The 16982-nt window shown below is 45.7% G+C and carries 11 protein-coding genes and 2 pseudogenes; 2 read left to right on the top strand and 11 right to left on the bottom strand.

Features of this window, described 5'->3' with window-relative positions; translation table 11 throughout:
- The 5 genes from DXA13_RS17600 to DXA13_RS17580 all read right to left on the bottom strand — a co-directional run.
- The coding region (locus DXA13_RS17600; protein ID WP_118246379.1) for an AlwI family type II restriction endonuclease at positions 1–973 on the bottom strand (973 nt) is incomplete at its 3' end.
- Positions 957–1187, bottom strand: a complete 231-nt coding sequence (locus DXA13_RS17595; RefSeq protein ID WP_118246378.1) for a hypothetical protein — start codon at positions 1185–1187, stop codon at positions 957–959. The genes DXA13_RS17595 and DXA13_RS17600, both read right to left, overlap by 17 nt.
- A gap of 23 nt (positions 1188–1210) precedes the next feature.
- Positions 1211–3178, bottom strand: coding sequence for a Dam family site-specific DNA-(adenine-N6)-methyltransferase (locus DXA13_RS17590; RefSeq protein WP_118246377.1), 1968 nt, complete (start codon positions 3176–3178; stop codon positions 1211–1213).
- 98 nt (positions 3179–3276) lie between these two features.
- Positions 3277–4266, bottom strand: coding sequence for a hypothetical protein (locus DXA13_RS17585; RefSeq protein ID WP_118246376.1), 990 nt, complete (start codon positions 4264–4266; stop codon positions 3277–3279).
- 389 nt (positions 4267–4655) lie between these two features.
- Positions 4656–5201 carry an HD domain-containing protein gene (locus tag DXA13_RS17580; protein ID WP_118246375.1) on the bottom strand — a complete coding sequence of 182 codons (546 nt, stop codon included), beginning with the start codon at positions 5199–5201 and terminating at the stop codon, positions 4656–4658.
- Positions 5202–5667: 466 nt separating this feature from the next.
- Between DXA13_RS17580 and DXA13_RS17570 the strand changes: the two genes are divergently transcribed.
- Positions 5668–6414, top strand: coding sequence for a hypothetical protein (locus tag DXA13_RS17570; protein WP_118246373.1), 747 nt, complete (start codon positions 5668–5670; stop codon positions 6412–6414).
- A gap of 115 nt (positions 6415–6529) precedes the next feature.
- On the opposite strand, the gene DXA13_RS17565 is transcribed toward DXA13_RS17570, so the two are convergent.
- The 5 genes and pseudogenes from DXA13_RS17565 to DXA13_RS17545 form a co-directional block, all read right to left on the bottom strand.
- A complete protein-coding gene (locus DXA13_RS17565; RefSeq protein ID WP_181995730.1) occupies positions 6530–8578 on the bottom strand; it encodes a diguanylate cyclase in 2049 nt (682 codons plus the stop codon).
- A 228-nt stretch (positions 8579–8806) separates the two neighbouring features.
- Positions 8807–10278, bottom strand: a pseudogene (gene malQ / locus DXA13_RS17560) (4-alpha-glucanotransferase).
- 127 nt (positions 10279–10405) lie between these two features.
- Positions 10406–11248, bottom strand: coding sequence for a mechanosensitive ion channel family protein (locus DXA13_RS17555; protein ID WP_118246371.1), 843 nt, complete (start codon positions 11246–11248; stop codon positions 10406–10408).
- 52 nt (positions 11249–11300) lie between these two features.
- A complete protein-coding gene (gene glgB / locus DXA13_RS17550; RefSeq protein ID WP_118246370.1) occupies positions 11301–13922 on the bottom strand; it encodes a 1,4-alpha-glucan branching protein GlgB in 2622 nt (873 codons plus the stop codon).
- Positions 13923–13991: 69 nt separating this feature from the next.
- Complete coding sequence (locus DXA13_RS17545) at positions 13992–15050, bottom strand: DUF3810 domain-containing protein (RefSeq protein WP_118246380.1); 1059 nt, start codon at positions 15048–15050, stop codon at positions 13992–13994.
- Positions 15051–15337: 287 nt separating this feature from the next.
- Between DXA13_RS17545 and lepB the strand changes: the two genes are divergently transcribed.
- The gene (gene lepB, locus DXA13_RS17540; protein ID WP_118246369.1) at positions 15338–15889 is read left to right on the top strand and encodes a signal peptidase I; all 552 of its coding nucleotides are present in this window, start codon (positions 15338–15340) and stop codon (positions 15887–15889) included.
- Positions 15890–16011: 122 nt separating this feature from the next.
- Here the strand turns inward: lepB and DXA13_RS17535 are convergent.
- Positions 16012–16874 (bottom strand): annotated as a pseudogene (locus tag DXA13_RS17535) (NAD(P)-dependent oxidoreductase).
- Between the last annotated feature and the right edge of the window lie 108 nt (positions 16875–16982).

Raw genomic sequence — 16982 nt, 5'->3', positions numbered from 1 at the left:
AGTTGAGGCTGACGACTGCCGCTTTCTCAAATGCCGGTGAAAACAGCCGGCTCATCCGCCCCCGGAAAAAATGCTTTGGTACAATGTCGAATTTAACCATACCATCCTCGAACAGGACGGTATCCGAATTTTTAATATACCGTTTATTCAGATCCTGATAGTCCGATAACGTTGATTTAGCCTTGAACAGATGCATAGTTCTGAAAAACAAATATTTGAATTCCCTTTCGTCGGCCGCCTCCTGGAAACCATTCCTTTTCACGTGGCGGGCCGGATCCTTCTCAATGGCTTTTGCCGATGTGGTATCAAACAGCAGACGCCTCCACTGGCCTCCGATTTTATTCTGGAATGACGTCGTACTTTTATAAAGTTCTCCTGCCGATTTCATCTTTCCCTCAAAGCAGACTTCATAAAGCTTTCTGTAAAGCGGTTCATATGCATCGTCGTATGAGCGGCTCTTTCTGTTCATTCCCACCGTACGCAGCAGTTCCCGGTCCACTTCATTTTCAAGGAAAAGGGCTTCCGCCTTTCTGTAATTATCCATGCTCATCAGCACACGCAGTATCATATCATCGATACCGGCCGTATCGGTCAGACGGCCGTCTCCGCTTCTGGAGCCAGCTATGTATTCCGCAATCTTTAAGGTGGTTTCTTTATCTATACAGAGCGGCAGCAGATACGTATATTCATCAAATGTCAGGTTTCCAAGCCTGTCCAGAAGATACGATAGGACCAAAAACGGCCTTACATTCTTTCCGTCCATACTGCATGACGTCTTTAAAAGCTGTTTAAAATAGACATAGCTGTCTTTTGGAAGCTGAAGTACATTATCAGGAGCAAAACTTCCGGACTTACTGATAGCAAGCAGCACTTTTCCAACTTCCGTCAGCAGCCTTTCGTCTGAGATCAGCCCGATGTCCACCAGACCGGAAGTCGTCTCCCTGGCATCCTTAGATTTATTTTTTCGCTTCACCGCTCACCACCCCACGCGCCTTTATAAAGTCGTGATACCGGCTCTGCAGATCATTGTTCTTTTTCCATTTCTGATCCTGATTTTCTTTTTCTTTCCAAAATTCAGTAAGATATTCCAGCTGTTTTTCAATATTCTGGCTGAAATTCTTCGTACGAAAGCTGGTCGTTCCCAGACTCCAGCAATAACTTTTATATGAAATATTCTCGTAAGCCATATGCGTATCGCTCCCCTGGTAAATTAGGATTTTTTCCGCCTGGGAGGCTTATAATTGACAATCAGAACCTCATCGGCATCCGTACTTCTGTTTCTTGTCTGATAATTGGAATTGGCATAATTATAGTCCAGATGAATGACACGGTAACGTCCCTTATTCGCTTTCGCCCACTCCATCAGTATCTTATTTTTCTTCCCCTTGCTTTTCATCACATTGGACAGGGCAAACCGGATACCTCTCTGATCAGCCCTGTCCAGGAATTCCAGCAAAGCCCGTTCATCCTTGTCTCCCCATCCGTCCCTCTCATTATATGTAGCGCATGTGATCAGATAAGGAGGATCTGCATAGATAAAGCCGCCCTTGTCCAGCCCGTCCAGATCAAAATCCCTGAAATCTCCATTCACAAATGTATAATCCATATTCTGAATCCGTTTAATAAACTTAGAAAGTTTCTTCTCCATCCTCGGATTAAAGTCTCTCTTTCCTACCGGAAGGTTAAACTCTCCCGCTTGATTAAAACGAATCTGGTTGTTAAAGGAAAACAGGATCAGAACGTACATCATCAGATAATAGTCCTCATCCTCCGGCGTTTTGCAGTTAAAATCCGCTCTTAACTGCAGGTATTTTTCCTTATTATATTTTCCCAGTCCTGAGCTGCTGTTGCAGCCGTACCTGTCGTACCCATATTCGCCCGTTTTTGAAAGGCAGTAATGGGATATTGTTCGTCCGATATAATCGAATATTTCTTTCTCGTCCAACTTTTTGAACGTCTCATACAATGCGATCAGCCGTTCGTCCCTGTCGTGGAAAACGGCTCTGCTGCAGTCCACATTGATGCCCACGTTGCAGCCGCCGCAGAACAGATCCACAAACAGTTCCATATCTTTGGGAAACAGCGGAAGAATCTGCGGAAGAAGCTTGTATTTTCCCCCAATGTAATTGAGAGGCGACTGAATAACTTCTTTTTTTTCCTGCCTGCACTCACACAAAAACAGCCTTTCCTTATTTCCAGCAATCTGAGATTTGCCTGTAGTAAAAGCTTTATAATCCTCTGAAAAAACTTTTACCTTTCCCTTTTTTCCCAGTATCCTCATAATATCCTTATCCGATATCTTGGCATTGGAACGATCATTCCCTTTCTCTGCCATATTGTTATAGGACAGCATGATATATCTGGAATGAATATTTTCGATAAGGTCTTCAAATGCTTTGGCAGCATTGGATGTACAGTAATCGCTCTTAAGGGCCGTTCTGTCCATTTTCCTGGCTACGCCTTCCACCTTCGGTTTTTCCCATCTCGCCACATTTTCCAGTAAGTGATAGGTGTCACAGTACTGACGTGAATTATAAGGCGGATCAATGTAAACCATATCCGCTTCAATTTCCCGGACCAGTTCGTTGGCATCGCGGTTAAAGCAGCGGTTGTTTTCATTATTATGAACTTCAGGGAGCGGTACGGCAAGTTCCAGACTCTTTTCGAACTCCACGCCCTTGCGGTAGGCATCATAATGGCCGCATGTATTGGCAATCTTATCCATAGCGTATAAAAGCGCCGTAATCAGAATCGCCCTCTCTCTGCCGTTGATCTCTCCCTGTTTATATTTTTTCTCTATATCTTCCCTGATATGACCTATTTTCGCACAGTCCTTCCTGCTGAAAAAGGTATTCGCAAAGTTCTCTGTCATATAATTAGTTTCATCGGTATCCAGACAATTATAGCCGGCTACGATTTCCATTACCTTATCCGGGTCATATCCCTCTGCACCAAACCATGCAAAATTACAGATATAATTGCTGTACAGGATATCGTTTGTAATCACCTTTTTTCCCGGAAAAGCGGAGGCCACTACACCTGTTCCTGAAAAAATATCAGCTACAATATGGATATTCTTACACTCTGATTCCACCACTCTTTCAATAAATGGCAGAAGCTTATATTTACTTCCAAGATATCGTCTGCTGCCGATTTTCAAAGTCTTACAGGCTGTCATGAAAAATCCTCCCTACACTTGCGCGGGTGCGCGCCCGCTCTGCGGACATTGTACCGCTCCCACTGTGTGGATATTGTACCATAAAAAAACTTTCTTTTCTACTTTTTCTTATGGCTGGCGCAAGAAATCGCCCACAGCAGAACAGCGGACAGAATAAGAGGAACGCCCATCGCCAGGGTAATGCTTACCGTCTCTTTTATAAACCGTACTGTCCCTTTTTTCTTATCCTGCCTGGTATTCGTCTCCACTGCCGGCCGGCTGACGGTTCCAGACTCCTGAGGCGGTTCTTCTGCACGTTCGGCCTGGTTCGCTGATTCTTCCGTTTTTATCCCATCAGATGTCTCTGGTCCTTCTTTTTCCAGTTCATATACCGCCCGGAATCGGTAGGATGGTATTTCAGGATATACCACTGTTCCCTCATATATTACCTGATAATCCCTCACCCGTTTTCTGCCCTCTGCCTGTACCATCCGGCAAAGATAGCCGTCCGAACTTTTAAACACTTCCCCTTCCCACGTAATACTGCTGATTTCATAGTCCTCATCTGATATTCCAAGTCTTCGCAGAATCTCACGGCACGCCTCTTCGGGTGGCTCCAGCTCGTTATAAATAACAGGCTCTCCGTCTGGCAGATTCCGTTCATCTCTGCACAGATAACAGATCAGAGGGACTTTCACCCCCTCCATCCACCGTTCCCCGACAGGATCCATCCGTACCCTCTGTCCTTTTGCTGTAACCGTTCTCCCTGTTCTCTCATCCGTCCCGCTGACCGGGTAGAACAGGTCTGCTTCTTCGGGACCGGAAATCTCGTGGTAGTATACGGTTTCTCTTATATTCTCCTGCCTGGCCTCTTCCTGCATCTCTTCAATCTCCCAGAATTTCAGCTTATATACCGTACCATCTTCCCCATGCCAGACTGATTCCGGATCATCCATCTGATCCATATCATATACCGTTTCAGATGTGATAACGATTTCATCCTCTACTTCGGAGCAGACCTCTGCCCGTACCTGGGGAACCTGAATAAAACAAACTGTGAATGCTACGGCTACTGACACTTTTATGTATGCCTTTCTCCTTTTCTTCATTCTTTCTCTTATCTCCTTCCTTCAATCTCATCCGGAACGTTAATCCGGTGCTGCTTGTCCTCTGGCTCCAGATTTCTCATACAGCATAATATGCAGCGGCGATCATAGCCCGTATTCAGTTGTCAACGTACATACTTCGGGAAATTTCTTTGATATACGAATGATATGAAAGAGGCACAGCCAGATTGAATGGTCAGCAATCAAAGGGATTGGAATTTCATAATAGAATAATTGGAATTTGAAAAAGATATTAGAGAAATAGAATTGAATGAAAGAGCAGACCTGCTCCCATTTTAATTTAATAATATTGAAAAAACTGCTGCCGGCACGCTCTGGCTTATGCAGCAGTTCTGCATGGCTCTGCCAGTACCTTGTGTTATTCCTTCCTGTCAATACTGCCTGTAATCACCGAACACCCGTCTGCAAAGCTCTACGTACTCCTGGTACGCAGGATAAGATGATAATTCTTCCAGCCCTCTTGCCATCTCCCAATAATACCAGGCATGGCTCGATTTTTTCTTTTCATTAAAGCGTTCCCATATTTCTTCGCCCATTGCCAGATAATCCCTGGCCGTGCTCCTCATATTGCTAAGTTTGTCACCGAGAGTAAGAATTTTGATATCATGGCAAGCTGTACGTATATGACTGACTTTCTCCTGCTTTCTTTCCCTCCAGGTCTTTGTCTTGTCTTCGCTCTCTGCGAGTACCAGCTCCGCCACCCTGTCTCCAAAATGCGCGCGGATCTCTTCACCCGTTACTTCCGTATCTTCTACAACATCGTGAAGGAGCGCTGCTGCGATCATCTCCTCATCATCGGTAATAAGCGAAACTATAATAGCTGTTTCAAGCGGGTGAACAATATAGGGTACAATTGTGCCTTTTCTCACCATTCCCTCATGGGCCTTTTTTGCAAACGCAACTGCTTCTTCTATCATCTGCAGACCTTTCCCGGATTAATACGGCAGCTTTCCGATCTGCCTGTTCCGCAATTGGGAATCCAGTTCCCCTTTTTCCATGTGCCTTGAATCCATTTTGTTTCTTCTTGGCCACAGACCTCCGGCGGATCCCAGCGCCTGGCTTTCTGCGGCTTACGCAGAAACCAGTATGCGCAGGTATAATGTCCGTCTTGCGGACATTATACCATATCCTCTCCGTGTATATGGTGCCTCCGGCGGATCCCAGCGCCTGGCTTTCTGCGGCTTGCGCAGAAACCAGTATGCGCAGGTATAATGTCCGTCTTGCGGACATTATACCATAGATACCTCGTTTGGGACAAGAGGTGCGGATACTTACAATTAAATTAAATTTACTGCCGATAACTTGTAAGAAGAAACATTTTCTGATATGCTATTAAAAGCGCAAAACGCAATTGATCACCATACAAACTTCAGGAGGATACTTATGAGACAAACCAGGCCTTACAGGCATGAGCATAAAAATTCAAACGACACTGTGAGGGTGCTGCTTTTCTATGTACTGCCCTTTATCATTTTTAATACGATCTTGTTTCTTCTGGTCACTTCCCGGCCCAGATTCGAAATCAGTGTAGGAGAAACGACCGACTATCAGAGCACCGTTGTAACGATCACTCAGAAATCGCTGATCCCCGTAACGGAGATGGTCACATCGATGGATGGAGAGGTTCTGGAGCTTCAGAAAGTAGGTTCCCGCCAGTATGCCGCTTCGATTCATAAGAACGGCGCTCTGGAGGTTACGATGAAAGGTATGAATGGAATGACAAGAACTACCTTTGAACACATCAGTATTCTGGACGATGCCCCACCTGCTGTCAGTGATTCTTCAATTGACCAGGGAATTCTGACGGTAACATTTGAAGATAGCCAGGCGGGCCTGGATTATCAGTCAATTTATGCGGTAGATTCCATGAATCAGCAGATCTATCCCATCTCCGTCGATAAGGTAACAAATTCCGCCACATTCGCCATGGACTCCAACGGACTTGTCGTACATGCTACCGACTTATCAGGCAATGAAATGCAGGCAACGTTCAAGTCTCACAAAGAAGGCGATAAGGAAGTTCTTACCGACGACACCATGGAGGATCATGAGGAAAGCGAAGCAAATACCGAAGCCTCCTCTGCCGGTGGAGAAAGTGCGGAAAGCTCTGCTGGGGAAAGTTCAAACTGATCTATAAAATTGCGGCATCTATATACAAAGGAGGGTATTCCAAAAAGGAATACCCTCTTTTTCTGTTATAACGGTCTGTCATCATACCAGCTTCTGAAACCAGACTGCCGTTTTGTCATTGATCTACCGGAGACAGCACAGAAAGAAGGCTCTGCATGGAATCATCATAAAAACAAAAATGCCGTTTTCCGTCGCGTTTCGCCGCATAAAGAGCCTGATCGGAATGATGGAACAGCTCTCTGTAATCCGTACCGTTTTCCGGAGAAAGCGCAACTCCCATACTGACGGAAATTTCAAAATCCTGATACTGTCCGCTTATTGCCTGGAAAATGCGTTCGACCAGCACATCAATGCTGCTCTTATATTCCATAAATATAAGGAACTCATCTCCGCCGATTCTCGCTACAATATCGGAATCCCTGACTCCGCATTTTACCCGCTGCGCTACATCCTGGAGTACTCTGTCTCCAAACAGGTGGCCGTACTGGTCGTTTGCATTCTTAAAGAAATCCAGATCAAAGAGCAGCATGGCAAATTTTTTATTTTTACCATCTTTTAAAGCCAGCTCTGCCGCTTTTCGCGCATAAGCACGGTTGTACAGGCCGGTAAGCGGATCATGTCTTGCCATCTGTTTCAACCTGTCCAGTTCCACCTGTTCTTCGTGAATATCAATAAATTTTCCGATAATACCGGTCAGCTCCTCTGTTTCTTCTCCAATCCACAAAGGCCGGGCTACCAGTTTGTACCACCGCTGGCTCCCGTGGACATTGAGGCAGTACGTACCGCTCACAATCGGATTGTCGGGACTGGCGTCACGCAGATGTTCCAGCAGATCAATCAGGTCTTCTCGAAAAAACAAGTTTTTAAATTCCCCGCATTCTAAGGGACGGGCAATGATTTCGCTGATTCCAAGCTGTGCAGCTCCCCATTCGGATATTGTAATAATATCAGAATGATAAACATACTCAAACTGAATCTCCTTGGACATGGAGGCGAAAAACTGGTATTTCGTCCTCTCCTGTTCCAGCAGTGCCAGCGTCCGGTTAGAAGTACTTCCGCTCTTAATCAGACTCCTGGTGATATCCTGGAATTCGGTCTTGGTAATTCCACCGGCAGAGCGCACTTTCATCTCTTTTTTCAGAAACGGAGCTGCTTCCGCCAGGCACTCAAGCAGAAGAGGACTGAATGCGCCACACTCTCCGTTTAAAATCATCTCGATCGATTTCTCGTGAGTATACGGAGGCTTATAGACACGCTCACTCGTCAAAGCGTCGTAGACATCGGCCAAAGCTACTACCTGGGCCGATATCGGAATCTGTTCACCTGCAAGGCCATCCGGATATCCGCCGCCGTCGTACCTCTCATGATGCCATCGGCAGATCTCATGAGCGACCAATACCAGTTCTTCATTCTGATAATAGGGAATATTCTCCAGCATCTGTGCGCCGATTGCGCTGTGCGTTTTCATGGTCTCATATTCTTCATCGGTCAATTTTCCCGGTTTATTGAGAATTTCTTCTGGAATCGATATCTTTCCGATATCATGAAGAGCGGATGCGTTAGCAATCAGAGAAATGCGCGACGGCGTCAGATTATACTGATCTGTCATCTTTGCAAGCTGTTTGAGCAGTGTTTCTGCCATAACGCGGATATGCAGGACATGAAGCCCGCTTTCTCCATTACGAAACTCCACAATATTGCTGAGTATATCGACCATGAGCTTGTTGTTCTTTTCCTTTGCAAGAATCTGCTCCGTAACCATGTTCTCCAGCATTTTCTGCTTGGAATAGAGAATAATCGTATTCTTAACACGGCGCTTTACCATTTTTTCTTCAAAAGGACGGCTTATGTATTCCACAGCCCCCAGATCATAGGCGTGGTCTATATAAATGGCTGAGGTTTCTGCCGAAATAATGATCACAGGGACGCTGTCAATCAAACCACTCTTGTTCATAGACGCCAGCACTTCGAAACCATCCATCTCCGGCATAATAATATCCAGAAGTAGCAGTGAAATCTCCGAATGATACCTGTTGAGCTGTGCAATTACCTCCAGGCCGTTCGCGGCCTCCAGTATCTCGTATTCTTCGGAAAGCATATCTGCTAACATGGAGCGGTTAATCTCCGAATCATCCGCAATCAATATTTTGTTTTTCTTCTTCACTCCAATCCCCGCTTTCATTTTTTGGCTGTCTGTCCAGCCTCTATCAACAGGAGGGGCTGTAAGGAACCATATTCTTGGTGTGGTTATCAGATAATTATTATATCATCACGTTTCTGGTAAATCAACAATCTCTTGTATACAAAAAACACCGCCCCGCAGCCAAAATTGGTTGCAGGGCGGCAGATTGTTCAAATCCGGCAGCACGGCTTAATCCTGCTGTTGTTCCTCTTATCTGCAGCGGCCGAATACCCACGCCATGTCACGGCATCTTCCTGCCAGATCATGGGTGAATTCCCCTGGAAGCAGCCTCCATTTCCAGTTCAGTCCCAACGTAGACGGCTCGTTCATTCTCGCCTCTCTTCCAAGACCGAGGTAATCCTGCATAGGGATTACCGCCAGCTTCGCAACACTTGCCATTGCAAGTCTGATGAAGTCCCAATGAATTTCTTTTCGTTCTGTACGCCCATTTCCCAGATAGCGGATGGAGAAGTCTCTGTCCCAGGAAGGCATGTTTTCATACCAGCTCTGAAGCGTATCATTGTCATGAGTGCCTGTATACACCACACAGTTTTCTTTATAATGATAGGGCAGATACGTACTCTGTCCGTCCGCTGAAAATGCAAATTCCAGCACCTTCATACCAGGAAATCCCGTATCTTCCACGAGTTTCAACACACTGGGCGTAAGGAAGCCAGGTCTTCCGCAATAATATTCAGCTGACCCAGTTTCTCCCTGATTACTTCAAACAGTTCCAGTCCCGGCCCTTTCTCCCATCTTCCGTTAACAGCCGTCTCTTCTCCATATGGGATTGCATAATATTCATCAAAACCACGGAAATGATCGACACGAACCACATCATACAGCTTAAAGCTGTATGCCATCCGCTCAATCCACCAGCTGTATTCCGACTTTCTGTGGTATTCCCAGTTGTAGAGAGGATTTCCCCAAAGCTGCCCTGTTTCAGAGAACCCATCCGGAGGACAGCCTGCTACGCCGATTGGCATACGTTCCTCATCAAACTGGAACAGTTCTGGATGAAACCAGCTGTCTGCACTGTCAAATGCAACATAAATCGGTATGTCTCCAATAATTTTAATCCCCTTTTTATTGGCGTATGACTTCAGTTTCTTCCATTGTTCCTGAAATTTAAGCTGCTGGAATTCATAAAAGCGGACGTCGTCATCCAGTTCCTTTTCATATCTTGTAACAGATGAAAGTTTGCGGACACGGATATCTTCATCCCACTCTGCCCAGCATTTCCCTTTAAAATGATTCTTAACCGCCATATAGAAACAGTATTCTTCCGTTTCTGCACTCAATTCCTCTTCTGAGATGCTTCCCTTTACTTTCCAACGTTCAAACGCCAGCCGCAGAATACGGAAACGAGCCTCGTATACCTTCTCAAAATCAATGAATCTCGGATTATCCCCGAAATCCATGGAATTACATTCATCGCTGGTAAGAAGTCCTTCTTCAACAAGACTCTCCAGATCTATAAAATACGGATTACCCGCAAAAGCACCAAATGACTGGTATGGAGAGTCTCCATATCCCGTCGGTCCAAGAGGGAGAATCTGCCAGTACTGCTGCCCTGCCTCTGCCAGAATATCGACAAATTCGTACGCCTCTTTTGAAAATGATCCTATCCCAAAGCGGGAAGGAAGGCTGGAGATCGGTAATAAAATTCCGCATTCCCGCATTTTTTTTTATCTCCTCTTTTTTTATTTCATCTGTTTCTCCGCTTCATAAAAGCCGGCGAAAACCGCCTTAACCTCTTCGGCCCGGCCACGGCAAACAGTTGCGTACGTTTCAAGCGCGCAACTGTTTTTACTTTTCTTTCTCTTCTATCATGTGGACATCCATCTGCTGGAAAGGAATCTCGATTCCGCCTTCATCGAATGCAAGCTTTAAGGCCTCTGTAATTTCCCATCGTACCGTCCAGTAATTTTCCGTATCCGTCCAGCCTCTTCCGCCCAGCATTACGGCGCTGTCCGCCAGTTCGTCTACAAAAACATCAATCGGATCATCCTGGCGTACCAGTGGATGGTTCCGGTATATTTTCCCCATGATTTCTTTTGCTTTCTTTAAATCTGATGAATATCCAATCCCCACTCGTATGTCCACACGTCTTTTTTCCTGTGAAGTCACATTCGTCAGAGGGGAATTAGACAGGCTTCCGTTCGGGATCACCGTCCGCTTGTTATCCGCCGTCTGAAGCGTCGTATAGACCAGCCCGATCATGGACACAGTCCCTTCTCCTTCATCACATACGATATAATCGCCTACTTTAAACGGCCGCATCAGGAGTATCAGCACACCGCCCGCAAAGTTAGAAAGACTGCCCTGCAGCGCAAGACCTAAAGCGAGGCCGGCAGATCCAAAAATTGCTATAATCGATGACGATTTTATGCCAACCTTTTCTGCCGCCATGAATACGATAATTCCATACAGCAGAAACTGAATCAGAGAAAGCAGAAACTTTCTCAGACTCAGTTCCATGTCAATCCTTTCAAACGAACGGGCGGCCATTCTGCGGACAATCTTAACAATCCGAAAGCCGATTATGACGATCAGCACGGCAATCAACAGCCTGACTCCAAATTCAATCAACCCGGGCTGCCAGCTTTTCAGTAAATCCATCAGCATGTTCGGGGTCAGTTCTTCTGTCATTCCACTATCCCGCCTTGTCTGTTATTCTTTTTCGTTTATTTTTATATTTTACCTATTTGTGATCTTTTCCTGTGGTTCTTCTTCCGGAAGTCTTCTCCTTCTTTTCTGAATCCACGACTCTCAGTTCTGCCTTCTTCTTAGGCTCAACCACCTTTACTTCAGCCTTTTTCCTTGGTTCAACTACCCGGACTTCAGCCTTCTTTTTTGGCTCGACCACACGGACCTCTGCTTTTTTCTTAGGCTCCACGACTCTCATCTCGGCCTTCTTTTCAGGCTCCACGACTCTTAAGTCCGTCCGTTTAGCAGGCTCTGCGGCTTTTGCATCCGCCGTTTTCCCCACCGGTTCCTTCACAGATTCTGCACCGGAAGAAACTGCCTCCTTAACAGCTGCTTTCTTAGCTGCCGTTTTCCTGGCCGCCGCTTTTCGCGCCGCCGTTTTATCCGGAGTGCACGTAAACATACAGACGCTCAACGGAGGAAGCGTGATCGTAATGGAGTTCGGACGCTCATTCACCTCTTCCTTTCTGGAAGCCTTTGCCCTTGCGTTCAGCCTTCCCTGACCGCCGAATTCCCTGGCATCGCTGTTGAGAATCTCTTTATACTTACCGGCAAAAGGAACTCCGACTTTGAATTTCTCATGGGCAACCGTATCAAAATTACATACAATCAGAAGTGTCTCATCCCTTCTTCTCGTCTTTCTCAAGAAAACTACGATACTTTCCGGAGCGTCGTTGCTCTCAATCCATTCAAATCCTTCCGGATGGTAGTCCATTTCATAAAGCGCAGGGTAAGAGGCATACAGCTTATTGAGCGTTTTAACATATTCCTGCGTTTCTTTATGGAGCGGGTACTGAAGAAGATCCCATTCCAGGCTTACATTTTCATTCCATTCATCCAGCTGTCCGAATTCCTGTCCCATAAACAGGAGTTTCTTCCCTGGATGGCCCATCATAAATCCATAGGCCGCTCTCAGATTCGCATACTTATCTTCCAGTACGGTTCCCGGCATTTTGGACGCCATGGAACCTTTTCCATGAACGACTTCATCGTGGGAAAATACGAGTATAAAGTCTTCACTGTAAGCGTACAGGAGGCTGAATGTCAGCTCCCCATAGTGGTGGCGCCTAAAATATGGATCGCACTGCATATATCCAAGAAAATCATTCATCCAGCCCATATTCCATTTATAATCAAAGCCCAGTCCGCTCTCTTTTACATCGCCTGTAATCTTTGGCCATGCCGTGGATTCTTCCGCGATCAGAATCGCCCCGTCTTTCCTCTTCTTAAAAATGGAATTTAAGTGCTTCAAAAATTCCACCGCTTCCAGATTTTCGTGGCCGCCGTAAATATTCGCTACCCACTCACCGTCATTCTTACCGTAATCCAGGTAAAGCATAGAAGCAACTGCATCCATGCGGATGCCGTCTGCATGGTATTTCTCAGCCCAGAACAGCGCATTTGCAATCAGGAAGTTCACAACCTCCGGACGGCCGTAATTATAGATTAAAGTGCCCCAGTGAGGATGCGAGCCCTTCCGTGGGTCTTTATGCTCATATGCACATGTACCGTCGAAAGCCGCCATCCCCCATGCATCTCTTGGGAAATGAGCCGGCACCCAGTCAAGGATTACGCCGATTCCCTGCTGATGCATATAATCCATGAAGTACATAAAGTCATCTGGCGTTCCGTACCGGCTTGTCGGCGCATAGTATCCGCTCACCTGATATCCCCATGAGGCATCCAGAGGATGCTCCATGATCGGCATAAGCTCGATATGAGTATATCCCATTTCCTTTACGTATGCAGCCAGTTCAGGCGCAATCTCCCGGTAATTATAAAATTCAGAGCCGGTGATCTCTTTCCCGTTTTCGTCGAGAGCAATTTCTTTCCGTTTCCATGAACCGAGGTGAAGCTCATATATCGACATAGGCTTTTTCTTGGATTCCGTCTTAGCCCTGGCTTTCATCCAGTCTCTGTCGGACCACTGATAGCCGCTGATATCCCATATCACAGACGCTGTATTCGGCCTGAGCTCCGCATAGTTTGCATATGGATCCGCTTTTAAAATCGGATCACCGTTCATCTTTTTAATCTCAAACTTATAGATATCGCCCTGCTTCAGACCTGGAATAAACAGCTCGTAGACCCCATAGCCTTCATGAAGCTTCATCTGGTGACGCCTTCCGTCCCATAAATTAAAATCGCCCACTACGCTGACACGCATAGCGCACGGCGCCCATACGGCAAACAAAACGCCGGCAACTCCGTTGACTGTCATGGGGTGGGCACCCATCTTTTCATATACCTGATAGTTAATACCTGAAGCAAATTTCTTCAGGTCAGACTCTGTAAATTGCGGCGGGAATGCATAAGGATCATTGATCTCCGCCTCTGTGCCATTATCGTATGTTATCAGCAATTTATAATCCACCATTGTCTTTCTCGGAATAAGGGCCGCAAAGAACCCCTCATCGTCAGCCATATCCATAGGGTACGTCTTTCCTGTAGAGGTAATCTTAACCTGTACTGATTCTGCAGTCGGAATAAACGCCTGAACCAACAGGCCTTCCTCCACGATGTGCTGTCCCAGAAGATTTTCCGGATGCCTCGCTTCCGAGTAAACCATCTCTTCTATTCCTGCCCAATCCATCAAATCATACAAAATTTTGTCCATATACAAACCCCCTTGATTTGAAAATCTTGTTTCTATTTTATCATTTTAGGTATAATAATACAATGGAATTCATGATTTCTTTTCCATCTTTCTATAATGGGCAAGCATTAAATCTACTACTCTTCCATAGCTTTTTACCCCATCCTCCTGGTCATTCATCTTCAGGTATGTATCATTTACCTTATCCGCCGCCTTTGCAACCCTGCCGTCATAGCGGTTCCAAAACGCGCTGTTTTCTCTGAGATCTTCTTTAATTCTCTCATCCAGTTCTCCGTACAGCTCCACATACCGTTTCATATCTTCCCCAGCCAGCGCATTGGTTGCATAGATCCAGCCCAGCATATAGCCACTATACTGAAATTCTCCTTTTTCCGATTCTATACACGCTAAATAACCGATAAAATTGGCCTCATCTTCTCTCATAAAGCCTTTTAGATGAGATAATTCGTGACAAAGCGTATGGGGAATATTATAAGATACCATATCCCTGTTATAGTTGGCTTCTATTGTAAATGGAGAATAAATGCCGGAGAGCTGCTGAACCGATAATACCCACGAAATCCCCAGTGCCTTCGGCCTGGGATAAAATCCTCCCAGAACAGGATATTCCTCGCCAAGCTTACCCATGGCGCGCACACCTTCCCTGCCGTATTCCCTGGTTGAAAGCATTTTACCCGCATAATCCCCGTATTCATTCACCTTTGCCGTCAGATACTCACAAAATTCAAAAAGCTCCTCCCCCGATGATTCTCTTCGTTCCATACCGGCATAAGCAGAAAAAGGCAGGCGGTAGTAATTGACGCCGCAGTTTGCCATATAAGAGAACAGAAGTATTCCTACGAAACACAGGGTCCTCGAAATCAGTCTGGCCGGCTGTTTTCGGAACATGATGCCATAAATAATACAGGCGGCAATCAGAATGTAAAGTCCTGCTTCCGATACCGAAAAAGGCAGGACTCCGGCTGCCGTGCCGATTATCCGGACAAGTACGGGATAAACCGTCTCTGCATACAGATTGCCAAATCCATCGATTTTTCTTGCAGCTAATCCAAGCGCCCCGCTGCTCAAAATCAGTACTATGCCTGCCGCTGCATATTTTTTATTACGACTGCTTTCCTTCCCTGTCATTCTCCTTCTCCCCTCTTTCTTTTTCTGTCCTATTATTTTACCCGTTTTTCCGTTTATTTTCATTACTTATTTTCTGGCTAATTTCTTACTTTTTTCGAAACCCCTTGCATCTGCCGGAAATCTCATATAAACTAGGTAAGATGAAAAGTTCCTGAGTGGTTGCGCACAGAAAGGTGCAAAACTATCCGAAACGATTTACAGCCGACTGACCTACTGGCCAGGGAGTTTCCTACCCGTTTGTTCGAAAGGAGACTCCGGCGAAATAAAAATATAAGGGGTTGTTTTTTATGTTTGCAGGAAATAATAAAACCCTGGCCGGCGAAATTATCAGCTGGATTCAGGTTATTGTTGTCGCAGCTTTTATTGCTTTCGTTCTAAATACGTTTATTATAGCCAACAGCAGCGTTCCCACCGGTTCTATGGAATCTACGATTATGGCCGGCGACCGTGTCATCGGCTCCAGGCTTTCCTACCGGTTCTCTGATCCGGAAAGAGGCGATATCGCAATTTTTGTCTGGCCCGATTCTCCGGAAGGCAAAAAAATTTATTATGTTAAAAGGATCATCGGCCTTCCCGGCGACACCATTGACATCATCGGCTCCCATGTATACTTAAATGGTTCCGATACTCCCCTCGACGAACCTTATCTGAATGAAGATATGGACCCCGAGCCCATTCCCCTTCATTTTGAAGTGCCGGAAGATTCCTACTTCATGATGGGAGACAACAGAAATTATTCTTCCGATGCCAGACGCTGGAAAAATCATTATGTCAAACGTGAGAAAATGGTAGCAAAGGTATTCTTTAGCTACTTCCCCAAATTTAAAATTCTAAAATAGCTCCCTTTTATTGCGGTTTACAGGAGTACAGAAAAAAGAAGCACGGTTTTGAACCTGATTCTGTTTCACAGCTTATGGCGTGAAACATCATCCCAGGTCGGAACTGTGCTTCTTTTTATATTTTACCAGTTATAATATTTTACCAGCGCCTGCATTCCCACTTCATCCATGCCCTGCTCCTGAAGTTCCCGGTACATAGAAAGCACCGTCTCCAGAACTTTAAGTTCTACGCCTGCTGCTTTTGCTTCCTCATCGGCCAGGCCATATCTTTGACAAAGTGTTTAATAAAAAATCCCGGTGCATAGTCTTCTGCCAGAATCTTAGGCGCCTGAATATTCATCTGAACGCTTCCTGCCGCGCCTGTGCTGATTGTATCAATCATGAGAGAGGGGTCCAGCCCCGTATTTTTGGCGTAAACAAGCGCTTCCGCAATACCTGCGAGCGTTCCTGCCACAGCAATCTGATTGCACATTTTCGTATGCTGTCCGTTTCCTGCCTTTCCTTCGTATACAATCGTCTTCCCCATCTTCTCAAAAACAGGCAGGCAGGCCTCGAACGCTTCCCTGCCTCCTCCCGCAAGAATAGTCAGAGTTCCTTCCTTCGCGCCTCTGTCCCCTCCTGTCACCGGAGCGTCCAGCGCAAATAATCCCCGTTTCTCTGCCTCTTCACTAATTCTGACAGCCAGTTTTGGACTGGTAGTCGTCATATCCACAAGATATGTATCACGATCCGCATTTTCAATTATTCCGTCTTTTCCGAAATAAACCTCTTCCACATCCTTTGGCGTTCCGATAATTGTAATAACCATATTCCGCCCTGCGGCACATGCTTTAACAGAATCACACCATTCTGCACCTTCTGTGATCAGTTCGTCTGCTTTTTCCTTCGTCCTCGTATATACAGCCACCTGATATCCTGCCTTCATCAGATTACGGGCCATCGATTTTCCCATAATACCGATTCCGATAAAACCTATTTTTTTCATACATAATCTTCCTTTCCTCGAATTCGAAAGGCTGCCGCACAAGTTAATAATCAGCTGCGGCAGCCTTCTCACTCAGATTCTTGATTGATTCGTTCCGCGCTTCATAAA

This window comes from Clostridium sp. AM58-1XD, assembly GCF_003464085.1.
GTDB lineage: Bacteria > Bacillota > Clostridia > Lachnospirales > Lachnospiraceae > Lachnoclostridium_A.
This window is presented reverse-complemented; position numbering and strand designations above follow the sequence as displayed.

What these genes read in the sequence shown, in the direction of transcription:
- DXA13_RS17595 (WP_118246378.1), bottom strand. Translation starts at nt 1,187, where the DNA reads ATGGCTTACGAGAATATTTCATATAAAAGTTATTGCTGGAGTCTGGGA.
- glgB (WP_118246370.1), bottom strand. Translation starts at nt 13,922, where the DNA reads ATGGACAAAATTTTGTATGATTTGATGGATTGGGCAGGAATAGAAGAG.
- DXA13_RS17585 (WP_118246376.1), bottom strand. Translation starts at nt 4,266, where the DNA reads ATGAAGAAAAGGAGAAAGGCATACATAAAAGTGTCAGTAGCCGTAGCA.
- DXA13_RS17590 (WP_118246377.1), bottom strand. Translation starts at nt 3,178, where the DNA reads ATGACAGCCTGTAAGACTTTGAAAATCGGCAGCAGACGATATCTTGGA.
- DXA13_RS17545 (WP_118246380.1), bottom strand. Translation starts at nt 15,050, where the DNA reads ATGACAGGGAAGGAAAGCAGTCGTAATAAAAAATATGCAGCGGCAGGC.
- DXA13_RS17555 (WP_118246371.1), bottom strand. Translation starts at nt 11,248, where the DNA reads ATGACAGAAGAACTGACCCCGAACATGCTGATGGATTTACTGAAAAGC.
- DXA13_RS17580 (WP_118246375.1), bottom strand. Translation starts at nt 5,201, where the DNA reads ATGATAGAAGAAGCAGTTGCGTTTGCAAAAAAGGCCCATGAGGGAATG.
- DXA13_RS17570 (WP_118246373.1), top strand. Translation starts at nt 5,668, where the DNA reads ATGAGACAAACCAGGCCTTACAGGCATGAGCATAAAAATTCAAACGAC.
- lepB (WP_118246369.1), top strand. Translation starts at nt 15,338, where the DNA reads ATGTTTGCAGGAAATAATAAAACCCTGGCCGGCGAAATTATCAGCTGG.